Origin of the sequence: Paenibacillus sp. RC21 (assembly GCF_044907935.1) — a bacterium.
Classification (GTDB): Bacteria; Bacillota; Bacilli; order Paenibacillales; family Paenibacillaceae; genus Paenibacillus; species Paenibacillus terrae_A.
Genome location: NZ_JBIYCS010000002.1, coordinates 558,432 through 582,256, shown reverse-complemented (window position 1 = coordinate 582,256; position 23,825 = coordinate 558,432). Strand labels below are relative to the sequence as shown.

Genomic DNA, 23,825 nt, shown 5'->3' with positions numbered 1-23,825 from the left:
CTGACGGATGTCCTTTATCACGGGCAAATATACCCGAATTGACGTGAAAAGGGGATGCAGGACGATGAACGAAGCATTTCAGCAGATGGCAGGACGGCTGATGGTCGCGTTAGATTATCCGGATGCGCAGCAGGCGGAGCGGCTCATTCAACAGCTGGAGGGTATTCCCTGTTATATAAAAGTAGGCATGCAGCTGTTTTATAGCGCAGGGCCAGCTTTTGTAGAGCAGCTAAAGTCGAGAGGATACTCCGTATTTCTGGATTTGAAAATGCATGATATCCCCAACACCGTACGGGGAGGTGCGGAGAGCATCACCCGCCTGGGTGTGGATATGTTCAACGTACATGCTGCCGGAGGGCGAAATATGATGGCAGCCGCCAAGGCTGGGGCCGAAGCCGCTGTTTTGGCAGACAGTTCACTTGCTATGCCGCTCATTATAGCAGTTACACAGTTGACCAGTATGGACCAGACAACCATGAATAAGGAGATAGGCATTCCCGGTACAGTACAGGATGTGGTCGTTCGATACGCACAACTGACCCGTGAGGCAGGATTGGACGGAGTAGTGGCATCCCCGTTGGAAGTGCCTGCGATCCGCGCTGTATGCGGGGCGGACTTCAAGACGATTACCCCTGGCATACGTCCGGCAGGCAGCGCTACAGGCGACCAGTCACGTGTAGTGACACCTGGGCAAGCCATCGCCCAAGGTAGCAGCTACATCGTCGTTGGACGCCCCATTACGGCTGCATTAGACCCGCGTGCCGCAGCGGAACACATTATTGAGGAGATGAACCAAGTATGACTACATTAAATAATATCCCCGAGCAAATTGCATCCCATCTGTTACGAATTCAGGCGGTAGCGCTGCGTCCGCAGCAGCCTTTTACATGGACATCCGGCATTAAATCACCTATCTACTGTGACAATCGCCTGACTATGTCCTATCCGGAGGTGCGCGAGCTGATCGCTGATTCGTTCGCTGCTGTGATCCGTGAGCAATACCCTGAAACCGAAGTCATAGCAGGCACGGCTACAGCGGGGATTCCTCATGCTGCCTGGGTGGCGCAAAAGCTTAATCTGCCGATGGCGTATGTAAGGGACAAAGCCAAAGGACACGGCAAAGAGAACCAGATCGAAGGTCGGATTAGTGAGGGACAAAAGGTTATTGTTATCGAGGATCTCATCTCTACTGGTGGCAGCTCCATCAAAGCAGCGCAGGCCGTAGAGCAAGCAGGCGCCCAGCCGTTAGCTGTACTCGCTATTTTCAGCTACCAGCTTGATAAAGCGACTCAAGCCTTTGCAGAAGCAGGTGTGAAGCTGCAAAGCTTGTCCAATTACACGGCCCTGATGGACGTTGCCTTGCGTGAGGGAACGATTCAGGAGGAAGAACTGGAGCTGCTGCGTTCGTGGCGTCAGGACCCGGCCTCCTTTGGCAAATAAGGCTTAGCATATAAAGTGTAACGGGGCCATTTATTAAAGCGACTCATACTCGTTGCAGATTGTTATGATGCAGGCCGTGTAATTCGAATTCGATCCGGTTACACTAACTTCTACCATCATGTGAAAAGAGGGAGTTCGGATGTATTGGATTTACTACGGCAGACTGTACACGACCAAATTTCAGGCAGGTTGTCTGGCAAAAAGGCTGGAGCACGACGGCTGGATGTACGGCTACAACGATCCTCGCGCAGTGGAGGTGTACCGCTCGCGTAAAGGACGTTACGGAGTTCGATTTATTCCTTAGTTTTTTATGAAAAATGAATCCGAAAAAAATATTTTTTTGAGAAACTATTGACGAAACACAAGAAAATGTTGTATATTAATTAACGCCGCTGTTTTATGTAAATGTAGCGTGAATATACATATTTTTTTGAGGGCCCTTAGCTCAGTTGGTTAGAGCGGTCGGCTCATAACCGATTGGTCGGGGGTTCGAGTCCCTCAGGGCCCATTTCCTCAAAAACCCTTGCGTAGCAAGGGTTTTTTTGTTGTTTTATATCTTCTTTCGCTGAGCAGATAGGACACTATCTATAAGCTCATTTATAATGACGTAAATTCTTCGCCTTAAAACTTAGCCTGTGATGATCGTTAAACTAAGAAACAAGAGAACCTTTATGTATGGAGGTGCCCTGTTTCATTCTTTGAATAAGAAATTTATAAAGCTCCACTAATAACGAGGTCTGCTCTTTTAAAGGGTTTATGAGCTTCTACATAAATGTCTTCTGAAATCATCCAATTATCTTCCCACATCCCACGAGCACACTCTCCGTCTCTTTCAAGACCTCTTGAAAGCCTAATTTCTCGTGGACAATCAACCCAAATTTTGAAGTCATATTTATCCTCCAGTTCCTTTCGAATGGAATATACTCCTTCGATTATGACAATGCCACCAGCAGGAACAGTATGCCATTCCGCTAGCTTATCCGTCTCCCAATCATACCGTTGATAATGCCCATCCTTTTCATTTCTTATTGGCTCCAGTACCTGATTTAAAAGACGTCTCCAATCATAATCAGCACCGATAGGTTTTTTTGAGGGATGTGTATTTAAAATGTTAGAGGAGGAGAGATAAAAATTATCCTTGTGAACAATAGTTGAGTTAGTTAGTTCTTCTTTTAACTTGTATGCGAATGTACTTTTACCAGAACCACCACAACCATCTATCCCAATCAGCAAAGTAGATTGCTTTTTAGATTTTTCGTTTATAGCATTTACGAAGTTTTGAAAAGAGTTGAAATGCCCCTCTATTATTTTAAAATCGCTCATAAATGATCATCCTTTCCATTCAACAATCCTGCCCTTTAATGAAATATTCAATATCTATTATTTAGTAAATTATGATAAGCTAAGCTTATCATAGGTCGCTTCCGTTGAGAACGGACAGCTTAACGGTATGTATCTCATCAACCACCGCAGCAAATGTTGGAAATTGGAGGAATGAGGATGATTTCAGTTGGGTAAAGCTAGAAGAAATTATATCTGTCCGTACATAATAAATATTGTTGGAGCCAGTGGACATTCGGAGTATTTTTATTGATCTCACGAAAGTTTAGAAAAGAGGACGTTTGAGCATGTGGCACTCAATTCGAGGAGTATTTAAATAAAACTTCTCATGAGTCTGTGAGTTCAATGAAAACTAATAAAGGGTTCCACTGATAAAATAGAATATGAGTTCTTATTGCCCCATTAAAGAAGCACTGCCCTAATAAACGGACAGTGCTTCTTTTGATATTTTCAAAATCGCTTAAAAAGGGCCTTAAATACTCCCCACTGATTCACCATTTTTGATAATGATCGTTGATTCTACATTCCCAGGAACACTTACTCCAATCTTAGAGCACCTTAACAGTGTACACCATTCTCAATTTACCGTTACCGCCATAAATTTCGACTCTTGCGGTTGTTGCAGTAGTGGTTGTTACCACGCCAGAAGCGGAGACTGTCACATTTCCACTTGCCACTTTATAAGTATCCCCCGGATAATTTGACAGCGCATAGGAATAATTTCGCGGTAACGTAGCAGTTCTGTAGTATACTCCGTTAGCTTCTACAATAGGCGTAATTATCGGTGAAGGACCTACTGCTGCGGACGCACTAGGGACGATGATACTACCAATGAGCCCCAAAGACATGACCGTTGATAATAATATTTTCTTAGTATTCATAAAAATTCCTCCTGATGTATGATATGAGCTCCTAAAATATACCATGTAAAATTGTTGATTTCACTTCATTCGACAAATGTTGTCAAAATAATACAATAAAACGATTCTAAAGCCCTATAAAATACAAAAGAATTAAAATATAACAATTCAAGTATTTGCTTTTTAACTTACCGTACTTTTGAACTATTCTCCATAGCTGTATAGTCTTTGACCCACACGGAATAAAAAACGGACGTCAGAGTGATTAGCCCTAAGTCCGTTTTTCGTGTTTGTATCTTTTTAGTACTTGATATCAGTTGACAAGTTGGTGTGCAAGTCTCTCACCGCTGTCTTGATTCGTTCCTTTCATGCGCATGAGCTGCTTTAAGGCGTGCAATTCCGCACATTGGCTAATTGCTTCAGCGACCAATTTAGCGATCTGACGCGCTCCTTCATCAGAAAAATGAGTATTATCCGTTACGCCAGCGGGGTAATTCGGATGCACTTTTTCAGGTAAATGCATAAATAGCTGCTTGGATTCTTCTTCTCCCAGGGTACGATAAAGCTGCTGAGAGGCTTTAAAAATATCGAGCAGGGGTGTCCGTGTTTCCTCGGCTACTCGTCTCATCGCTGCGGGATAAGCACCCACAGCAAGCGGATCGGGTTCTCCGTTTGCGGTAAAGCGGCGGCGGCTTACAGAGGTTAACAGTACTGGGATTCCACCACGCTCCCGAGCAGACTCGATACATTGAATTAGGTTTTGACGGTAGTCCCCGTCAGGATCGGTATAGCGGGTGGGATCTTCTTTCTTCTCATCGTTGTGTCCAAATTGAATAAACAGATAATCGCCGGCTCGAAAATCCTTTTCAATATGAGACAATCGACCTTCCGCTATAAAAGATTTAGTGCTTCGTCCATTAACCGCACGATTGTTCACTTGAACAGACGGGTCAAAATAACTCTGCAAGTGTTCGCCCCAGCCTGTCATCGGTTTTTCGGTAGCTCCTTTTTGGGCTGCGGTGGAGTCACCAGCGATAAACAGCCTGGATGTGATCCGCTGTCCTTCCGTAACATAGCTATGTTTTTGGAGCCACTTTTCCGCAAGAGCGAGCCATTGCTGGCATTCGCGGTTATCTTCAGCCAGTCCCAAGCCGTGGCGCCCTTCCTCAAACACATGCAGCTCAAATGAAATGCCTTCTCTGGATAATGCGGAAGCTAGCAACAAGCTGTTTTCGACCGGAACAGTGGCGTCATTAGCTGTTGTCCAAATAAAAGTTGGAGGGGTCTGTGAAGTCACTTGTTGATCGGATGAAAAGGCGTCAAGTTGCTCCTGTGTCGGCTGTTCACCTAAAAAATGAGTGCGGCTTCCGATATGCGTATAAGCATCATGAAACGAAATCACGGGGTAGCCCAACAGCAGAAGATCGGGTTTTTCCGCCCCTCTGGTGGCGACGATGGAGGCCAAGTGCCCGCCTGCTGAAAATCCAACCAGACCGACTTGCTCCGGGATCACTTGCCAGTCTTTGGGCGTTTGTCGAATCCACCTCAGGGCATGTTCCACATCCTCCAACAAGGAATCGACCTCAAAGTCTCCGACTTGATAATGCAGCACACCTGCATGAATACCTAAATCATTCAACCACCGAGCTATGGGTTCTCCCTCATGTGAAGCCAAGTGCTCGTAGCCACCGCCGGGCAGTACCAATATAAAAGGCCGAGCTTCATGGGCCACTGCTGGATAGAGGGAGAGAAAGGAAGTGTCTGCCGGAAATTCTTTTTTTACAATCTGTTCTTTATGACTAACAACGTGTAACATAAGGTACCTCCAAATTCCTTTTTTAAATTCTGCAAGCTAATCCAGATGAACATAAAACGGGATGGGACGGATGTAATGGTATTTAACATTTCTGTTTGAAGAGTGGGCTTAAGCTCAGGTTTGTTTTTTAAATAAATGCACACGTGAAAAAAATGATTTAAACCTTGTTATGAAAGCGCTATAATTTTGGTATGATGCAAAGAACCAAAGGGGGAGCGCAATGAAAAAAGGCAGGATGTTCTATACCATTTTTATTACGATTCTGGTTTTGGGAATAGGGTTGGTGGCCAGCTTCGGCAGCTACATCTATTTTACAACAATTAGCTCAGTTGTGGAAAGAGTTTCCAACAGTAAACAAAGCTACATGACGCAGATCAAAAACAGTCTGGAGCAGAAAATCCAAACGATTGAATATGCTTTTAATACGTATAGTACGACCAGTTCATTTGATGAAGTCGTAAAACATCCCATTACAGAAAAAGATTTTGTAGCGTATCGGAATGTGAATTCGCAACTCAATTATATTGCTACGATGGGATTAGAAGGAACGGAATACTCACTGATTAGCCTGGATCAGAATTGGAAAATATCCAATGGAAGCCTGTCCTATTTGACGAAAACAGAACGGGAGAAGCTATTTAAAACCTATATCGACCATCAGGATAAGGGGCTATTCTGGATTAAAACAGACAAGGGAATCCGCTTTGTAAATACTTTGCCTGTATTCTCCAAAAAGAAGCAAGCCATTGCGCTGTCGGATATTTCGTTGCAAACGTTAAATCGTACAATTCAAGCAGAGGATCACATGGCCGTTTTTATTCTGAATAAACAAGGCGATTTAATGTACGAAACCGAGCCCGTTGAACAATTATTGACCACCCAGCAGCTCCAGCACATTTCAGAGGCTACGGCTACACCCGACAATTCAGGCATGTTGACACTGGAAAAAACGAAGCATCAGCCTGCTCAGCAAGTCATTTATGCCAAGTCTGCTTATAACAACTGGACGTATTTAACGATATTAGATAAAAAGGAGATTTCGAATGCATTCCAAACGACCAAATTCGGGATCATCACGATGGTACTTGTACTCACACTCTTGATTGTGGTGGTGGCGTATATCATAGCCGTCTATTTTACAAAGCCATTCCAGCAAATTAAACGCAGCCTGCCTAAAAATCCTAATTTTTCGTTCAAAAATGAGCCTTCCAAAAATGAAATTGACTGGATTATTGATTCCATTGACAGCATTGTAACGGAAAAGGAAAGCCTGGAAAGCCTCATTCAGTCCGAAATGCCACAGCTTGAAACCCAATTGATCCTTAACCTGTTTCGCAGGCGGATTTCAGCCGAGGAATTGGCACGAAAAATGCCACGTTTGGGCTATCCGCAACTGGAGAACCAAATGTATATTACCCTGTTGATTCAACTGGATAATCTGGGAGATCGGGAGCCCTCGGATAAGGACATTTTACTGCTGGCTATTAACAAAATCGTAGAAGAAACCATTCCAGAGCAGCAGCGAATGCTTCCCATCATTTTGAACGATGACATCCAGGCGACCATTTTAATGTTTACAGGAAAGAATGAACAGGAAATAAACAAGCAAGTGCTGGATGATGCCACCCTTTTGATTCGAACCGTAAAAGAGTATTTGAATGTATCCATCAGTATCGGCATTAGTAAATCGTATGACAATTTGTTAGAAAGCAAGGAAGCCTGTGAGATGAGTAAGCAAGCCTTGCACCACCGTTTAAACTTAGGCAAAGAATCCATTATATTTTACGAAGACATTTCCACAGTCATTTCAGGCCCGGTGCTGCTTCATTATCCGACGGAAATGGAATCGCAGCTGTTTGACGCCATTCGAATAGGAGATGAAGAGCGAGTACGACTTACCGTACATTCCTTATTGACTGAAATAATGACAAAGAACAATCATTCCATGAACTTTGAGGTGCTGTTGGTGCGGTTTGTGAATAACCTCATTCAATTGGAGCAGCTGCTAGGGATCGAAGTGTTGCTGACGCAGAACAATCATGCGTTGTACCATCGTCTGCTGGACATTCGTAATCCGGAAGAGATCGAGCGTATGCTGGTGGAGCAAGTCATTTCCCCTATGGTAAAAAGTATGAAGGAGAAGACGAACCAGCAATTCCGCTGTCTCTCCGAGAAAATTGCCGCCATTATCCGGGCTGAATATGACCAGGAATTGTCACTGGAGCTCATTGGGGACCGTCTTCATTACAATCCCAATTATTTAAGCAGTATTTTCAAAAAAGAATACGGTACGACGTTCAGTGAGTATCTAATGGGCTACCGGCTGCAAATGGGCAAAAAGTGGCTCATTGAGACGGATATGACGATTAAAGAAATCGCCGAGCGATTGCAATATCATAATCCGCAGAACTTTATCCGCTCGTTTCGGAAGAAGGAGCAGGTCACGCCCGGAGCATACCGTAAGATGAAGCAAGCGAATTAAAATGAACTTCACTAGCAATCAAGGGGCAGTTTATCCTTTTACCGCCCCTAATAATGCTCCTTTGACAAAGTGTTTTTGCACAAATGGATACACGATTAGCATAGGAACGGTTGCAACCACAATGACCGCCATCTTAATCGTCTGCGCAGGTGGGATGACATCCACAGAGGTTCCTTCTGCCTGCATACCACTGGAAACGATTACAATTTGGCGAAGCAAGACCTGAATAGGCCATTTGGCGGAATCATTAATATAGAGAATGGCATGCATATACGTATTCCAGTAGGCTACCGCGTAGAAAAGTGAAATAGTTGCAATAGAGGGCATAGCTAACGGCAGCATAATTTTAAAGAAGATGCCAAAATCGTTACACCCATCCATCTTGGCCGATTCCTCCAGATCATCCGGTAGCGCCTGAAAAAAGTTACGCATAATAATCAGGTTAAATGCATTAATGGCCACGGGAAGGATCAGAGACCAATACGAATTGATGAGCCCCATGCTTTTTACAACCAGGAAAGTTGGAATCATCCCCCCGCTAAACAACATGGAAAACACGACAATGAAGTTAATCGTATTTCGGCCAAGCAGATATCTTCGGGATAATCCGTACGCCATAAAAGCAGTAAAGATCATACTCACCACGGTACCGACTACAGTCACTCCGATCGAAACCCCTAGTCCTCTGAAAATCGTTGGGGTCGACAGGATATACCGATATGCATCCAGGGAAAAAGTGACAGGGAACAAAATGAATTTTTTAGCTACCACTTCTTGGGTTGAGGCAAAAGAGCTGGCGATGATATTCAGAAAAGGCAAGAGACAAGTGAGGGCAATGAGAATTAATAATGTACTATTTACGATGGTAAAAATACGACTGCCCAGCGATTCTTTTTTTAGTGATTTTTGCACCAAGTGATTGACCTCCTCGTAATCGTTTACATGTAAACTGTACCAAGAGGGCGGAATTCCGTATATAATCAAATCTTGAGGTGTTCTCCTAAGCATGGAAAAAAGAGGGTAATCATTAGGTTGTGTAGTAATCATTAGGTAAGGTGAAAATCCGGAAAATAGGCGGTATATAAGGTTTTGTAAACGCTATCATTTGATGATTATATGCGTAATGCCAAAAATCACGTACTCTTGAAAACGTATACAGGAACGTTTGAAGGAGGTCGAGCTAATGAAAGTTTCAAGTGTCCCCGCACCGAACATGAAACCGAATATGAAAAAGAAAAAGAACAACAGAACGACGGAAAATCTTTTACGTATGCAAAAACATAAGTTGCTGTATCTGATGGTTTTACCCGGGCTGGTGTACTTCATTATTTTTAAGTATTTCCCTATGGGCGGCTTGGTCATTGCGTTTCAGGATTATCAAGCCTTTTTGGGAATCACGGGCAGCTCGTGGGTAGGAATGAAGCATTTCATTCGTTTATTTACCGAGCCCACGTTTTTCATGCTATTACGTAACACCCTGGTTTTGTTTGCGCTCAACATTGTGATCTTCTTTCCATTACCGATCATTTTGGCATTGATGCTGAATGAGGTAAGGAAGCTTGTTTTTAAAAATATCATCCAAACGATTATCTACATCCCGCACTTTATGTCATGGGTCATCATTGTTTCGATTTCTTATGTATTTTTAACCGTAGACGGCGGGGTACTGAATGAAATGATTGCTGCACTAGGCGGTGAGAAGATCAGCTTCTTAACTTCCCCGGAATGGTTGCGTACCGTTTATATGGGGCAAGTGATCTGGAAGGAACTCGGCTGGTCTACCATCATTTATTTATCGGCGATTACAGTCGTGGATACGCAACTGTATGAGGCAGCAGAAATGGACGGTGCCGGACGTCTCCGAAAAACATGGCATGTTACCTTGCCTGCGATTCGCCCAGTCATTATTACGTTGTTAATTCTGAAAATCGGCAGCACGCTGGATTTGGGCTTTGAGCATATGTATCTGCTATTGAACTCATTAAACCGCGAGGTTGCCGAAATATTTGACACCTACATTTATACAGCAGGCTTAAAGAATGGACAATTAAGCTTCAGTACGACGGTAGGACTTTTTAAAGGCGTGGTGGGATTAATCCTGATCATGGGTTCCAATCGACTGGCCAAGAAATTTGGTGAAGACGGCGTTTACTAATGACGACGGGAAGGATGCGGAATGGTACGGTTTGTAGAAAACATGAACAAATGGTGCATGCGCCTGCTCCGGCTGGTTTACCTTAATTTGCTATGGACGGTTGCGACGATCCTGGGCTTGGGATTTATAGGCGTGGGACCTGCTACTGTCGCTATGCTCAGTATTTTAAGGCAATGGATTCGGGGGAATGAGGAGGTCGCCATTTTCTCCACGTTTGTACGTTACTTTAGAGAAAGTTTTAAAGAAGCGGCGATCATTGGAGCGATTTACAGCCTCGTGGGCTACGTGCTCTATGTGGATATCGTCAATGTCTCATCCTGGTATGTTCGCGTAGTGACGCTTATTGGAGCCTTTTTGTATCTCATCTCGTTGGCGTACATTTTCCCGTTACTGGCTCATTATGATTGGAAAGGGATCAAGCTGAAAATCAGAATGTCCGTGGTGATTGGGTTTTCGTATTTACAATATACACTTGTTCTTTTTGTTGCGATTGTCGCGCTTTTTACATTGATTCTAGGCTTGTACCCAGGAATTCTGACTTTTGCCGGAGCCAGTATCATCGGTTATCTCGTGATGTGGATGACGCATCAGGTGTTTAGCAAAATAGAGCGAGAGGTTCTGGTGAAAGAGGAAGATATGGCATGAATATACGATCAGAAAAGGAGCAAACACAATGAAAAAAGGGATATCGATGAAAAAGGGAGTATCGGGCCTTCTTGCCGTACTTATGGTCATGAGTGTTTTTTTAGCTGCTTGCGGTGACAAGGGGGCAGAGGATCAAGGCAGCCAAACCTATGATCCGAATTCAAAGCTGGAATTAACCTGGTTAAATGTATTGCACACAGCCTCTCCACCTACAGACACGATTAAGGACAAAATTGAAAAATACACGAATTCCAAGATTACGTTCAACTGGGTTCCTGATGCATCGAAAGAAGAGAGAATCACTACAGCGCTGGCGTCTGGTGAATTGGCGGATATCGTGACTCTTACGATGATGACAAATTCTTCAGTTCGAAGTTCATTGAAATCAGGTCTATTCTGGGATGTAGGGAGTTATTTGGACGATTATGACAATTTAAAAAAGATACCTCCCGAAGTTAGAAATGCAGCCTCCATCGAGGGAGTTCTGTATGGAGTTCCATTCCAGAAAAATTTGGCACGAGCAGGCTTGGTTATTCGCAAAGATTGGCTGGATCGTTTAGGACTTAAAGTACCTACGACCCTGGATGAGCTTTACGAAGTTGCGAGAGCGTTTACAGAAGATGATCCGGACGGTAATGGCAAAAAGGATACGACAGGCTTTGGCGACAGATCTGATCTGCGCTACAGCAGCTTTAAAACCTTAAGCTCTTATTTTGGCACACCTAATGGCTGGAAAGTAGATGAGAATGGCAAGTTTACGCCGGAATTTGATACACCTCAATATTTGGAAACGATAAAGTATTCCAATAAATTATATAAGAACGGGTATATATCGAAGGATTTCGCCGTAACCGCTAAAACCGATCAGCAGCAGCAATTTGCTCAAGGGAAAACCGGAATTTATACGGGAATGGTGGATATCACCAACTTGAGAAATCTGTCACAAGGCTTGCAAAAGGGGCTTGAATTGGTGCCTGTAAATAAAATCTCCAATGGAGACGGTAAATATCACATTTGGTCCGAGGGCAGCGGAGTTGGCGGTTTGCTGGCATTTCCTAAATCCGAGGTGAAGACGGAAGCTCAATTGAAGAGATTACTTCAATTTGTCAATGATTTGATTGATGAAGAAGTATTTATGGACATGACAGGTGGTATCAAGGGAACTCATTATGACATTGATAATGAAGGAGCTTTCAGAATTATTAACACCGATTTGTGGCAAGCAGATGTACAGCCGTTTGCAAGCTCCAGACCGAGTGAAGTAACTTACACGTTAAAAGATGCCAACCCTGAAAAGGAACTGGCCAATCAATTAATCAAGGAAAATAACGAATTTGCCGTTTTGGACCCAACCGTTCCTCTGGATTCTGTAACTGCCAATGAAAAAGGAACTGAGCTCGAAAAAATTATTACCGATGCTACGTTCAAATTTATTATGGGTGAGACCGATGAAGCCGGATTTAAAGCAGCGGTAGAAAACTGGAAAAATTCCGGTGGATCACAGATTATTACTGAATACGAAGAAGCGTATAAGAAATCGAAAAAATAAGGATATAGATATAGGTTGAACATCAGTGTACATGAAGTGCCACTACGCAGGCGGATGGTGCTTACCATCGCTGACGCTTGTTCAGCACCATTCCGCCTACTCCGTTTTCCAGTGTATTTTTAAGTTCAGCCTATACATCATTTTCGTATTCACAAAAAATGAAGACAGGAGAGAACGAGATGCAAATGTATAACATTGTAGATTATGGAGCACCTCAGGATGGTACGACGTTGGCAACAGGGGCGATTGCGGCTGCGATCGAAGCGGCCAGTAATGCCGGGGGAGGAACGGTATTTGTTCCCTCGGGTACGTATCTGACAGGCGCAATCTTTCTGAAAAGTAACATTGAGCTGCATTTAAGCCCCGGTGCAATTCTTTCCTTCAGTACGGATTTGGTTGATTATCCTGTAGTAGAATCCAGATGGGAAGGCATTCAGCGAGAAGTACATGCGTCGTGTATTTATGGGCAGAACCTAGAGAATATTTCAGTTACAGGCAGCGGAACGCTGGACGGAAATGGTCAACCGTGGTGGGAAAAGCATCGGAATCATCCCGAGGAGTTACAGTACCCGAGACCCAAATTAATCAGCTTTGACCGTTGTCAGCGGGTCACCATTAAAGATATCATGTTGAAAAATTCCCCCAGTTGGACTGTAAACCCTATCGCTTGTTATAACGTTACGATTGACAATGTGTCCATTCTTAACCCGGCGGATTCCCCCAATACGGATGGCATTAATCCCGAATCCTGTTCCAATGTTCGTATTAGTAACTGCAATATTGATGTGGGCGATGATTGTATTGCGATCAAAGCAGGAACCGAAGATACACAGGAGAGGATTCCTTGTGAAAATATAACGATTACCAACTGTACGATGGTGCATGGACATGGCGCTGTCGTACTGGGAAGCGAGATGAGTGGAGATATCCGTAATGTCACGATCAGCAATTGTGTGTTCAAGCAAACGGATCGGGGCATCCGCCTGAAATCAAGACGGGGACGTGGCGGAATCATCGAGGATATTCGCGTTAGCAATATTGTGATGGAAGATGTGATTTGTCCATTTATTCTGAATCTCTATTATTTCTGCGGACCTCGGGGCAAAGACAAATATGTCTGGGACAAAAATCCCTATCCAATTACCGATGAAACGCCTTGCTTTAGACGGATTCATTTTTCCGATATCACGGCACGACAGGTTCATGCGGCTGCTGGATTCTTATACGGACTTGCAGAACAATATATTGCTGAAATTACATTTTCCAATATTGATATTTCTATGGCGAAAAATGCGATTCCCGGCCGTCCTGCCATGATGACAGGGATCGAAGATATGAACAACCGTGGTTTTTATCTAGGCAATGTTAGAGATATCCGTTTTCAACAGGTGACCATTGAGAATCATGAAGGCCCTGCTTTTTATATTGAAAACGGGGAAGGCGTTGAAGTCAACCGTTGTCATTCGAAAAATACAAACCAGCCTGAAAAGCTGATCGAACAAGTGACGATACAACCTTCTGAACAAAATGTTTTTAATTGAGGATTTTGCAAAAATCCTGATTTAGGAGGGGCATGGAAGGAGGGAACACGTGGATAAGCTGCAAGCATTATTGGGAGATCTTCCGGCAGATCGACCCGTTACAGCTACCGTGCTAAAGCAAGAGGAGCAAGAGGGATACCAACTGGAATCTCTCCTGCTGGACATAAACGGAATCGAGCCTGTGCCAGCTTATATAGCCACACCACTACAAGGAAACAGTCCGTTTCCATTGGTCATTTTCAACCATTCGCATGGGGGCAATTATACGAATGGACGCAAGGAATTTATCCATAGCAGCTCTTACTTGCAGCAGCCCTCGTTTGCCAAAACCCTGACAGACATGGGCTATTGCGCTTGTTGTATTGACATGTGGGGCTTTAATGAACGTGGGGGCAAAACCGAAAGTGAGCTGGTAAAGGAGATGCTCTGGCAGGGCCAGGTGCTGTGGGGCATGATGCTGTACGATAACCGTCGTTTGGTGGACTATATGTGCCAGCGAGAGAGTGTTGATGCTTCCCGCATCGCAACGATTGGCATGTCGATGGGAGGTCTGATGGCGTGGTGGCTGGCAGCGTTAGATGAGCGGATACAGGTCACCATTGATATTTGCGGACAGGTAGATGCCCATACGCTGATCGCCAAAAGGGGACTGGATCACCATGGCTTCTATTCCTATGTCCCCGGCTTGCTAAAGCATTTTACCACGTTGGATATTCAAAAGCGGATTGTTCCCCGTCCACGAATGAGCATAACAGGTCAAAATGACCGAATGTGTCCTATTGAAGGAGTCGAGCATCTGGCGAAAGGACTGCTGGAAGCTTACCAGGAAGCAGGTCACCCTGAACATTGGCAGCCTGTGATCGCAGGTGGCGGGCATATGGAGACCTTGGAAATGCGAATGGCGTGGCAGTCATTTTTAGCAGAACATCTGTAATTCCAATGAAAGGATTGGGGCAACCATGCTGGTAGGGAAAGAATCCTTTTGTGATTTTCATACGATTCAGGAGGCGATTGCTGTATTGGAGCAGTCGCCTTCTAACGAAATGGAAACGCTGTATATTTTATCGGGTACCTACGAGGAGGAGGTGCGGATCTACCGTTCGTGTCTTCATATCATAGGCATCGGACAGGTAGACATTCGAATGCATCGGTATGCCAGGGAGCTGGATGAGGCAGGCGAGGAAATAGGAACCTTTGCGACTCCCACTTTATTTTTAGGCGGTAGCCATCTGATTTTGGAAAATCTCACGATTTCCAACACGGCGGGACAGGGGGAAGCCATTGGACAGGCTGTTGCCGTATATGCTCACTGTGATAAAACGGTTTTTAGAAACTGCACCTTTCGCGGGCATCAGGATACATTATTTACAGGCCCCTTGCCTCCGGCACCGAAAGAACGGCTAAAGTTTGGCGGCATTCATTTGAAAGAACATCATGCCCACTATCGCCAGCTTTATCAGCAATGTTATATCGAGGGAACGGTAGACTTCATTTTTGGTGGGGCTACCGCTTATTTTGAACATTGCGAAATTCGCAGTTTGCGCCATCATGAGAACCAAACGAGCTACGTTACAGCCGCCTCCACTCCCCACGGACAAGCGTATGGCTATGTATTCAATCATTGCTACTTAACCGCAGAGCCTGATATTACCCCGGTATTTTTGGGGCGTCCGTGGCGTGAGTATGCCAAGACCGTATTTGTGGATTGTAAAATGGGCGAACATATTGATCCACGGGGTTGGGACAATTGGGACGATGCTGCAAATGAGAAAACAGTTTGCTATCAGGAGTATGGTGTATCCGATGTTGCCTCGTTGCGTAGGCAGCGTGTTCGGTGGGCGGGTTGTTTTGAAACAGGAGCAGAAGTGTGGAGCAAGGAGCAGGTTTTTGTTGGAGACACTTTTTGGAAGCAAGGAGGAGCAATTTCTCATGATGATCCAAAATCCCATATTAAAAGGCTTTAATCCCGATCCGTGTATTGTACGAGTCGAGGATACTTACTATATTGTCGTGTCATCGTTTGAGTGGCTGCCGGGAGTACGGGTGTATCAGTCCACAGATTTGGCTCATTGGGAGCACTGTACAGATATTTTGACCGATCAGGTTGATTTAAAAGGAAACCCGAAAAATTGCAGCATTTGGGCGCCGCAGCTGAGCTACGCGGATAACCTTTTTTATCTGCTCTATACGGATGTGAAGAGCACCAGACGTCCGTTTAAGGACGTTCATAATTTTGTGATGACGGCGCCTGCGATTCATGGCCCATGGTCAGACCCGGTTTATCTCAACAGTAGTGGATTCGATCCGTCTTTATTTCACGACGAGGATGGACGTAAATGGCTATTGAATGCATTGTGGGATTACCGCATGTTGGACAGCAATAAATCTTCAGGTATTGTTATGCAGGAATACGATAGCAGGCAGCAACGACTTATTGGCGAGCCTGTGAAAATTTTTGATTGCACGCCTTTGAAAAAGACAGAAGCCCCTCATATCTACAAGCAAAACGGATATTATTACCTTATTACAGCGGAAGGTGGAACGGGTACGGGACATGCGGTAACCGTAGCCCGTTCGAAGCAGCTATCCGGGCCTTATGAAGTAGACCCGCATAACCCGATGCTTACGTCACGCGATCGTCCTGAATTCCCTTTACAATGTGCAGGACATGGCAGTCTTGTACAGACGCCAGATGGCGATTGGTATATGGCTCATTTATGTACTCGTCCATTGGAAGGGAAGTATGCCATTTTAGGGCGAGAAACAGCCTTGCAGCACGTGTACTGGAATGATGAAGGCTGGCTGCGATTAACCGGCGGGGGCCATACGCCGCAATTCGAAGTGCCTGCACCTATCGGAACCAATTTCTCGGCAGGGCAGAAGCACAGCTTTATATTCGAAGACTTTTTCGAGGGGCCCGTTTTAAATAAAACGTGGAACACATTGCGCATACTGGCGGATGACCGTTGGTGCTCACTGAGCCAGCGTCCGGGCTATCTTCGAATTCTGGCTGGAGAATCCATTCAAAGTCTGTTTCATCATCATGTGCTTGCCATCCGACAAACCGATCATCATTTTCGGGTGGAAACGGCACTGGAATATCAACCTGTCAGCTATTTGCAAATGGCGGGGCTCCTGCTGTATCTAAATGATGAAAATTATCTATATGCCTATGTCAGCTATGAAGAGGGACAAGGGAAAGTGCTGCGCATGATGCGATGTGAAGCAGATACATTCACATTAGTTCCCCATGCGATTACACTTCAGGAGGATCTTCCTATACATTTGGCCGTAGAAGTCCATGCAACCCAAGGACGATTTTATTACCATCTCGGGAATGAACCCACCTGGACTCCACTTTTTGAAAAGCAAAATATCAGCTTTTTATCAGGTGGATTTACAGGGAATTTTGTAGGGATTGCCGCCCACGACATGCAACAATTTCAAGGCAGCTACGCCGATTTTAGCCACTTTTTGTATCATGGGCAAGACCATCTATCCTCTTAAAACAAAAATATAACGAGTGTGTTGTCTATCCAACATTTTGTCTTTTTGATGATTGCAGCAGGCGGGCCGCCGCTATAACATATAAGTGCAACACATGTTGTTTAAGCAACCGCAGTCATCCGATGGAATTGAAGGAGCAGGATTTGCTGCCCCTTGCTTTCAAGCAAGGGGCTTTTGGATCTTTTTCATAAAAACGGAGTAGGCGGAATGGTGATGTACAAGCAGCAACAGCGATGGGAGGCACCATCCGCCTGCGTAATGGCGCGTTATGTACATTTTATAGTAAAATCATCGGAATAAGCGAAGTGGAGGAAGAAATTCATGAAATCCGTTTTACATCATTACATTGCTGAGCTTGAATTTACCGGGGATCTATTTTCGGACGTAGAGAAGCTTTTTAACAAACATAACGCAGAAGCTACGTGGGTCCATTGTACGAAGGTAGCCCATGAAGCTAAGGAACTGGCTCTACAATTCCATGCTGATCCGGCTATAGCTGAACGAGCGGGGTGGTTGCACGATATAGGCACCATCATCCCCAATGAAGATAAAGTAGCTGTAGCACAGGCATTACATATCCCCATTTTAGAAGAAGAATTAGCATTTCCGTATATCCTGCACCAAAAGCTGTCCAGAGAGATGACTATTCAGATCTTTGGACTAACGGATCCGATGCTGCTGAATGCGATTGAATGTCACACAACGCTGCGGAAGTCCATGAGTCTGCTGGATAAGATTTTATTTGTAGGAGACAAATTGTCATGGGATCAAGCACACGCCGCGCCTTTTCTAAAAGAGATAAGGAAGAATGTGAACGATCATTTGTTGGATGAAGCGATTATGATTTATTTTAACCATGTGTGGAGCAATAAAGAGAAGATGAAGGTTGTGCATCCCTGGTTATTAGAAGCCAGACAGTCTTTATTAAAAGAGCCCAAAGGAACATTCACGGATGTATTCGAGTAAGCTCAAGCACCTTTAGGGGTGCTTTTTTCATGGCTTTTGAGCTTCACCTTTTCACGTTATAACCTCGTAAAACCTCTAAAAAAACGGTAGCCGCTTTCGTTTCAAATACCGCAGAAGGGGTCAGAAAAGAGAATTTTCGAACGACCGGGAAGCCGCTTATATCCAACACTTTTAAAGTGCCCAAGGTGAGTTCCTTTTGAATTGTCCACTGTGACAGCAAAGAAATGCCCAAGCCTGCTTCTACAGACTCTTTAATAATCTGAGTGCTGCCAAAATCCATAATATGAGCAGGGGCAAACTGAAATCGTGCAAACATCTTTTCCGCCGCTTCCCGGGTTCCAGAGCCTTCTTCGCGCAGAATCCAAATGTCCTCTTGTAGCTCACTTAATCCCACTTGAGCTTTACCAGCCAAACGATGATGATGTGGAACGACAATATACATTTCATCTTCTGCAAACGGTTCAATGTACAAATGGTCATGCTGAAATTCTCCTTCAATAATCCCCACATCCAGTTGATTGCCGATCACCAATCTTTCAATTTCCTGAGTGTTGCCGATGCTAATGGAGGGCTGAATGAGCGGATATTGACTTCTCATTTGCGCAATCACATGAGGAAGTACGTACTCTCCGTACGTGTAGCTTGCGCCAATGGACAGATTGCCTTTTGCTGTATTCATCAACTCGTCCACTAAATACTGCATTCGGGTGTGGAGGCGGATAATTTCCTGGGCATGATGATATACAATTTCACCGGCTTTGGTTAAACGCACATATTTATTACTTCGCTCCAAAAGCCGGGCTCCCATCGTACGCTCCAGCGTTTGAATGTATTGACTTACGGCAGGCTGGGTCATGTGTAACTCTTCGGCTGTTCTTGTGAAGTTTTGTTTCTCCGCTGCCATAACAAATACGATTAAAGATTGATCCAAAGCCAACTCCTCCATTTTCATCATATGTATTTACTTATGAATACTATTATAATGATTTATTTTACTTATGACAAAATACGCATTAAGCTTTATGAAGACAGAATTGGAGGTATTCACCATGAGCAGTCACATAAAGCGCATGAAATGTTCACTAAGTTCCGGTTTATCACAAAAGCGTTCCCCACACTCTAACCGAAATCGCTTTATCCAGCGTATCTTAGGCATTGGACTGACCATGATATTTGCATCCGTGGGGTATGGTCTGAACGAAATACCTGGCTTTCATTATGTAGGCCCTTTGGCTTGCGCCATGTTTCTCGCAGTCTTATACCGACAGCTATGGGGATATCCCGAAGCTTTACACTCAGGGGTTGAGTTTTCGGCTAAAAAATTGCTGAGAGGGGCTATCGTATTATACGGACTAAAGCTCAATATGGATGTTGTTATTCATCACGGTATGGGCTTGCTCCTGCGTGATATGGGTACCGTCGTATTTTCCATCCTGTTTACGATGTGGCTGGCCAAGCGCTTTAAGGCAGATGCTTCGCTCTCGCTTCTTCTCGGTATTGGGACAGGTGTCTGCGGTGCGGCTGCGATTGCGGCTGTCTCTCCCCTGTTGAAATCCAAGGATGAGGATACGGCTATAGGAGTAGGGCTCATTGCTTTGGTCGGAACTGTATTTGCCATTTTGTTTACTGTCCTTCGATCCTGGCTTCCTTTGACGGATATGCAATATGGAATATGGTCAGGCATCAGTTTGCATGAAATTGCACATGTGGCCTTAGCTGCTGAACCTGCCGGACAGGATGCTCTCGCGATTGGCTTACTAGCCAAGCTGGGCCGTGTCTTTTTGCTAATACCGCTTAGCTTTATGATCATGTACTGGATGAAGCGAACCGGAAAGATCCACTCGGATGCGAAAATGGAGTTCCCCTGGTTTCTCATTGGATTTGTCATAACAAGTTTGATCGGTAGCTATGTTTTGGGAAAATATATCGTAGTTCCTTCTAGTCTGATGAACGGACTTTCTCACATCACCACATTTATGCTAACGATGGCAATGGTAGGCATGGGGCTGAATGTGAGCTTTAAGACCTTGCGGGAGAAAGCGGTGCTTCCTTTACTGGTGCTGTCCATCACCTCGGTCATTCTTGCAGGCTTAACATTTTTAACCGTGTGAATAAGGATACAAAAGAAGTCTCTGCTCGCTATGTAGCTGGTAGAGACTTTTTAGTGCTGTAAATGATAAACTTGAGATATGTGATGACTTATCCGTAACTTTTTACATATTATTGGCGTCTATCAAAATGGCGGGTACTGAGGATACTAGATTGCACGATTTTCATAAGTGAAAATTTATAGAATGGTAGGGTACATAATGAAGAAAATTTGTTTTTTGGCTTTTTTATTTCTGTTTTTATGGGTATTTCCAGGGGAAACTCACGCTACGTCTTCAAGTTCACATATTGAGCTGGATGGTAAAGATTTAAGTACTGCGAAGGGAATTCAGATCCAGGAAATAAAAGGTAATGTGTTGGTCCCACTTCGTCTCATTGTGGAGGAATTGGGTTATAAGGTCAATTGGGAGCCCAAGACAAGTACGGTAACGATACAGGATCGAGATCATAACCTCAGCCTCCAGGTAAATAGCCCCATAGCGTCAGTCGATGGTCATCAAATGGGGTTGATGGTAGCTCCATTGCTTAAAGACGGAACGACTTATGTTCCGCTTCGCTTTGTATCTGAACAGACAGGGCTTGATGTGACATGGAGCAGCAAGTTAAAAACGGTGTTTCTGACTTCCCCACCTGTCTCAAGCGGAAGTAGTGTTTCTTTGAATCAGGATTCAGAAGAAACACTGGAGTCAACATCTACTGAGCCTGTTACATCTACTATAGCTCCTGATACAATCGTCCCTGAGCCTGTCATCTCTTCCGACGGACATGCTCAAGGGATCGATGTCTCTCACTATAATGGCAATATAGATTGGCAGCAGGTTGCGGCCGCAGGCAAGACATTTGCTTTCATCAAGGCTACTGAGGGGACAGCATATCAAGATAATCAATTTTTAGCAAATGTTCAGGGTGCGAGGGATGCCAACATACTGGTCGGTGCTTATCACTTTTTGAACGCTACAACTACGGATGGTGCTCGTCAGGAAGCTGCTAATTTTGCCAGGGCTATAGAATCAGCAGGGGGCAGTCTGGATCTTCCACCAGTGATGGATTATGAAAATAACCCAAAAGGTCTTACTCCTGCGCAAATTAGTGAAGTGGCTCATGCATTTTTGGATGAAACGGAGAAGCTTACCGGACGTCTGCCAATCGTGTACACGGGAAATGTCTTCGCTTCCAAGTTTGATCCTACACTTTCTATGTATAAATTGTGGGTAGCCAGATACAGCACCACTCAAAAACCGACTGCAGTTCCAGCCTGGGATAACTGGTGGGCCTGGCAGTACAGTAGCACAGGTAGTGTTCCGGGTATCCGTGGTAATGTGGATTTGAATGAATTCAATGGAACGATAGATGAACTCCGTTCTTCGCTGGCGGGAGATATTGAATAGCAGAAGCTTATGACAATAGTAAATCCTCGCGAATCTGGCATAGGATCGGCGAGGATTTTTGGCGTCTAATCGTCTAATTGGGCATAATCCATACGATTTCACAGATCCGGACAAAGAATTTCTTTCCGTACACATCCAAAATAACATGATCAGGTTTACAATCCACTACACAACCGTCAATTCTGCCACGAGTGGTCTCCAGTACAACATATTTGCCAATGACCGATTTTAATGTTTCTACCACATACGGGTCTACAGGGGTTACCATGATGTGATGAGGGGTATGGTGGTGATGGGGAAAAGGTTGGTTCGTACTGTAATTAAGCGCTTGATTTGGATTCAATTGCTTCACTCCTTCATGATTAATTGTGATATCTTATGCTCCTGCCCAGAAAGGGTGTAGGCGGATGCCCAATCGACGGAAAGATTCACATCATTGCCGATAAGCCCGGTCCATAGGAAGCCTCTATACATAAGCTATGATGTACCTTGAATTGAAGGAGGAACTTACCATGAGTGAATGCGAAAGAGGTTGTGGCGGCGGTCAAGGATACCCAGGCGGAGTTTGGACATCAACAGGGGCTATCCTGGTACTGTTCATTCTGCTGGTCATCATCACCAAGTCGTTATGGATCTAATTTGAATTGAGTGTATTAAATCCCTCACCGGTGTATAGCTGGTGGGGGATTTAGCATTTTAAGGGATTCAAGTGACTTGTTTGGATTGTAAAACACCCCAAATAGCAGTTACCACTCCCTGACGGATGAGTGTCGGGGGTGGTAGCTGTCATATGAGGTGTCAATCGGTTTGGTAGACAGGGCTTGACGGGTGCAGTGGACTAAATTAAAGCAATCGCTAATAGGGTGAACAGGCTCAAGGTTAAGATTTGATTACCATATCCATAGCCAGGATAAAATGCAGAGGTTTGAACACGCCCGTTTGATTCCGCTTTTAAGTACACATTATTGCGATCCACCTTCACGATGGTTCCTTCGTGCTGTTGTCCGTCCATAGTCAAAACACGTACCCGTCTGTTCATACAGCCCAAGCAGTTGTAATAAGCGTCCATTCAATCACCCCCTCTTGTACATTCGCATTTTATGAGAGGAATGATGTAACGGTAACGGCTAATATACAGGGAGAGGGCATTCCCACGGATTTATGATCTTATCAGGGTCAGGTCCATTCATGATAAGGGTTAAAGGCGAAGCCGGGATATCCGTTTGTAGGGGCATAGTTTCTTTCCGGGGCGACCTGTTGGTATGGGGGAGTATCGGCAAGTCTCACATGTATTCCCGTTTTTTTGGCCTGCTGGTGCTTGCAGTCATTAGGCGGACCGATGATCACAGGCTTTTTGATAGGAGCGAGCGCTTCCTGAATTTTATTCTCATTCAGGCAGTAGGTATGAGCCAGAATATTGCTTGGCGTTAATCGCAAGATGTCGGAGCCGAGGATGAATTCAGGGGTGGGAGCATTAAAAATCGCTATCAAATGAGTATGATCCATTGTGGCGACCTCGTAGTGCCACCATCCCTGGGGAACATTAGCGACCTGACCAGGTATGAGCGGGAAATGGTGCAACTCGCGGGTGAAAGGGTTAATTAGTGACACGGTCACTGCTCCAGAGACGCAGTATACCAGTTCTGCTGCATTTTGGTGGTAATGAGGCTCTACGACGTTGGCTGTGCTGAGGTAAATATCCAGCAGCGATATATTCGCCAACGTATTTAGTTGCTGGATCGAAAGCTCGTTGATGTAGTTTTGAGCATCCTTTTGAAATAAAACATTGTCTTTTAAATCATAAGTAAATTGTGCGGAGGGAGAGGTGTAATCCATATATGAATCCACGCGTCGTTCCTGCCTTTCTGCTATTTAAAATTTGATGATCGTACAGCTACCCTATGCATTCGCCCAATGTTGTGTGCAAGGGATAGGGGCACTCGTCAGTCCGCTAAGGCTACGTTATTTGTATGCGCAGTCATAGGACCAGAGCCGGATGATACGTAAATGCGGCTTGTGGTATACT

At 44.6% G+C, this 23,825-nt stretch carries 23 protein-coding genes and 1 tRNA gene; 16 read left to right on the top strand and 8 right to left on the bottom strand.

The features are described 5' to 3' along the window. Positions 1-64: 64 nt before the first annotated feature. From pyrF to ABIA61_RS07955, 4 genes are all read left to right on the top strand, one after another. On the top strand, positions 65-802 hold the full coding sequence (pyrF, locus tag ABIA61_RS07970; protein ID WP_283652476.1) for an orotidine-5'-phosphate decarboxylase: 738 nt from the start codon (positions 65-67) through the stop codon (positions 800-802). Beyond that, positions 799-1,440 carry an orotate phosphoribosyltransferase gene (gene pyrE / locus ABIA61_RS07965; RefSeq protein WP_044648414.1) on the top strand — a complete coding sequence of 214 codons (642 nt, stop codon included), beginning with the start codon at positions 799-801 and terminating at the stop codon, positions 1,438-1,440. The genes pyrF and pyrE overlap by 4 nt, the downstream gene beginning before the upstream one ends. Positions 1,441-1,579: 139 nt before the next feature. Beyond that, a complete protein-coding gene (locus tag ABIA61_RS07960; RefSeq protein WP_014282411.1) occupies positions 1,580-1,744 on the top strand; it encodes a hypothetical protein in 165 nt (54 codons plus the stop codon). Positions 1,745-1,874: 130 nt separating this feature from the next. Next, positions 1,875-1,948 (top strand) — tRNA-Ile (locus ABIA61_RS07955). A 203-nt stretch (positions 1,949-2,151) separates the two neighbouring features. Here the strand turns inward: ABIA61_RS07955 and ABIA61_RS07950 are convergent. From ABIA61_RS07950 to ABIA61_RS07940, 3 genes are all read right to left on the bottom strand, one after another. Next, a complete protein-coding gene (locus ABIA61_RS07950; protein ID WP_283652475.1) occupies positions 2,152-2,763 on the bottom strand; it encodes a uridine kinase family protein in 612 nt (203 codons plus the stop codon). A gap of 566 nt (positions 2,764-3,329) precedes the next feature. Next, on the bottom strand, positions 3,330-3,662 hold the full coding sequence (locus tag ABIA61_RS07945; protein WP_283652474.1) for a hypothetical protein: 333 nt from the start codon (positions 3,660-3,662) through the stop codon (positions 3,330-3,332). Between the two features lie 292 nt (positions 3,663-3,954). Next, positions 3,955-5,457 carry a GDSL-type esterase/lipase family protein gene (locus tag ABIA61_RS07940; RefSeq protein WP_283652473.1) on the bottom strand — a complete coding sequence of 501 codons (1,503 nt, stop codon included), beginning with the start codon at positions 5,455-5,457 and terminating at the stop codon, positions 3,955-3,957. Between the two features lie 220 nt (positions 5,458-5,677). Here ABIA61_RS07940 and ABIA61_RS07935 point away from each other — a divergent pair, with 220 nt between their 5' ends. Next, entirely contained in the window at positions 5,678-7,939 is a 2,262-nt protein-coding gene (locus ABIA61_RS07935; RefSeq protein WP_283652472.1) for a helix-turn-helix domain-containing protein, read from the top strand. A gap of 30 nt (positions 7,940-7,969) precedes the next feature. Here ABIA61_RS07935 and ABIA61_RS07930 read toward each other — a convergent pair whose 3' ends face one another. Then, on the bottom strand, positions 7,970-8,854 hold the full coding sequence (locus tag ABIA61_RS07930) for a carbohydrate ABC transporter permease (protein ID WP_283652471.1): 885 nt from the start codon (positions 8,852-8,854) through the stop codon (positions 7,970-7,972). A gap of 268 nt (positions 8,855-9,122) precedes the next feature. Between ABIA61_RS07930 and ABIA61_RS07925 the strand changes: the two genes are divergently transcribed. The 8 genes from ABIA61_RS07925 to yqeK all read left to right on the top strand — a co-directional run bounded on the left by ABIA61_RS07925 (position 9,123) and on the right by yqeK (position 18,302). Beyond that, positions 9,123-10,094 (top strand): ABC transporter permease, encoded by a 972-nt coding sequence (locus tag ABIA61_RS07925; RefSeq protein WP_283652470.1) that lies wholly within the window; start codon positions 9,123-9,125, stop codon positions 10,092-10,094. Between the two features lie 21 nt (positions 10,095-10,115). Continuing rightward, on the top strand, positions 10,116-10,739 hold the full coding sequence (locus ABIA61_RS07920; RefSeq protein ID WP_025684614.1) for a YesL family protein: 624 nt from the start codon (positions 10,116-10,118) through the stop codon (positions 10,737-10,739). A gap of 28 nt (positions 10,740-10,767) precedes the next feature. Further along, positions 10,768-12,288: an extracellular solute-binding protein gene (locus ABIA61_RS07915; protein ID WP_283652469.1), complete on the top strand. Its 1,521-nt coding sequence runs from the start codon at positions 10,768-10,770 to the stop codon at positions 12,286-12,288. A gap of 179 nt (positions 12,289-12,467) precedes the next feature. Continuing rightward, positions 12,468-13,829 carry a glycoside hydrolase family 28 protein gene (locus tag ABIA61_RS07910; RefSeq protein WP_283652468.1) on the top strand — a complete coding sequence of 454 codons (1,362 nt, stop codon included), beginning with the start codon at positions 12,468-12,470 and terminating at the stop codon, positions 13,827-13,829. A 49-nt stretch (positions 13,830-13,878) separates the two neighbouring features. Then, positions 13,879-14,763 (top strand): dienelactone hydrolase family protein, encoded by an 885-nt coding sequence (locus ABIA61_RS07905; protein ID WP_283652467.1) that lies wholly within the window; start codon positions 13,879-13,881, stop codon positions 14,761-14,763. 25 nt (positions 14,764-14,788) lie between these two features. Further along, positions 14,789-15,793: a pectinesterase family protein gene (locus tag ABIA61_RS07900; protein WP_283652466.1), complete on the top strand. Its 1,005-nt coding sequence runs from the start codon at positions 14,789-14,791 to the stop codon at positions 15,791-15,793. Continuing rightward, positions 15,759-17,336, top strand: a complete 1,578-nt coding sequence (locus tag ABIA61_RS07895; protein WP_404580536.1) for a glycoside hydrolase family 43 protein — start codon at positions 15,759-15,761, stop codon at positions 17,334-17,336. The genes ABIA61_RS07900 and ABIA61_RS07895 overlap by 35 nt, the downstream gene beginning before the upstream one ends. Positions 17,337-17,657: 321 nt before the next feature. After that, positions 17,658-18,302, top strand: coding sequence for a bis(5'-nucleosyl)-tetraphosphatase (symmetrical) YqeK (gene yqeK / locus ABIA61_RS07890; protein ID WP_404580534.1), 645 nt, complete (start codon positions 17,658-17,660; stop codon positions 18,300-18,302). A gap of 43 nt (positions 18,303-18,345) precedes the next feature. On the opposite strand, the gene ABIA61_RS07885 is transcribed toward yqeK, so the two are convergent. Then, entirely contained in the window at positions 18,346-19,233 is an 888-nt protein-coding gene (locus ABIA61_RS07885) for a LysR family transcriptional regulator (protein WP_283652464.1), read from the bottom strand. Between the two features lie 118 nt (positions 19,234-19,351). Here ABIA61_RS07885 and ABIA61_RS07880 point away from each other — a divergent pair, with 118 nt between their 5' ends. Further along, positions 19,352-20,413, top strand: coding sequence for a YeiH family protein (locus ABIA61_RS07880; protein ID WP_283652463.1), 1,062 nt, complete (start codon positions 19,352-19,354; stop codon positions 20,411-20,413). Between the two features lie 198 nt (positions 20,414-20,611). Then, on the top strand, positions 20,612-21,799 hold the full coding sequence (locus ABIA61_RS07875; RefSeq protein ID WP_283652462.1) for a GH25 family lysozyme: 1,188 nt from the start codon (positions 20,612-20,614) through the stop codon (positions 21,797-21,799). Positions 21,800-21,872: 73 nt separating this feature from the next. On the opposite strand, the gene ABIA61_RS07870 is transcribed toward ABIA61_RS07875, so the two are convergent. Next, a complete protein-coding gene (locus ABIA61_RS07870; RefSeq protein ID WP_044648245.1) occupies positions 21,873-22,142 on the bottom strand; it encodes a YuzF family protein in 270 nt (89 codons plus the stop codon). A gap of 169 nt (positions 22,143-22,311) precedes the next feature. Here ABIA61_RS07870 and ABIA61_RS07865 point away from each other — a divergent pair, with 169 nt between their 5' ends. Then, positions 22,312-22,437 (top strand): hypothetical protein, encoded by a 126-nt coding sequence (locus tag ABIA61_RS07865; protein WP_283652461.1) that lies wholly within the window; start codon positions 22,312-22,314, stop codon positions 22,435-22,437. A 200-nt stretch (positions 22,438-22,637) separates the two neighbouring features. On the opposite strand, the gene ABIA61_RS07860 is transcribed toward ABIA61_RS07865, so the two are convergent. Together ABIA61_RS07860 and ABIA61_RS07855 are read right to left on the bottom strand one after the other, a co-directional pair. Next, entirely contained in the window at positions 22,638-22,868 is a 231-nt protein-coding gene (locus tag ABIA61_RS07860) for an LSm family protein (RefSeq protein WP_283652460.1), read from the bottom strand. Between the two features lie 107 nt (positions 22,869-22,975). Then, positions 22,976-23,647: a cupin domain-containing protein gene (locus tag ABIA61_RS07855; protein WP_404518777.1), complete on the bottom strand. Its 672-nt coding sequence runs from the start codon at positions 23,645-23,647 to the stop codon at positions 22,976-22,978. Positions 23,648-23,825: the final 178 nt, after the last annotated feature.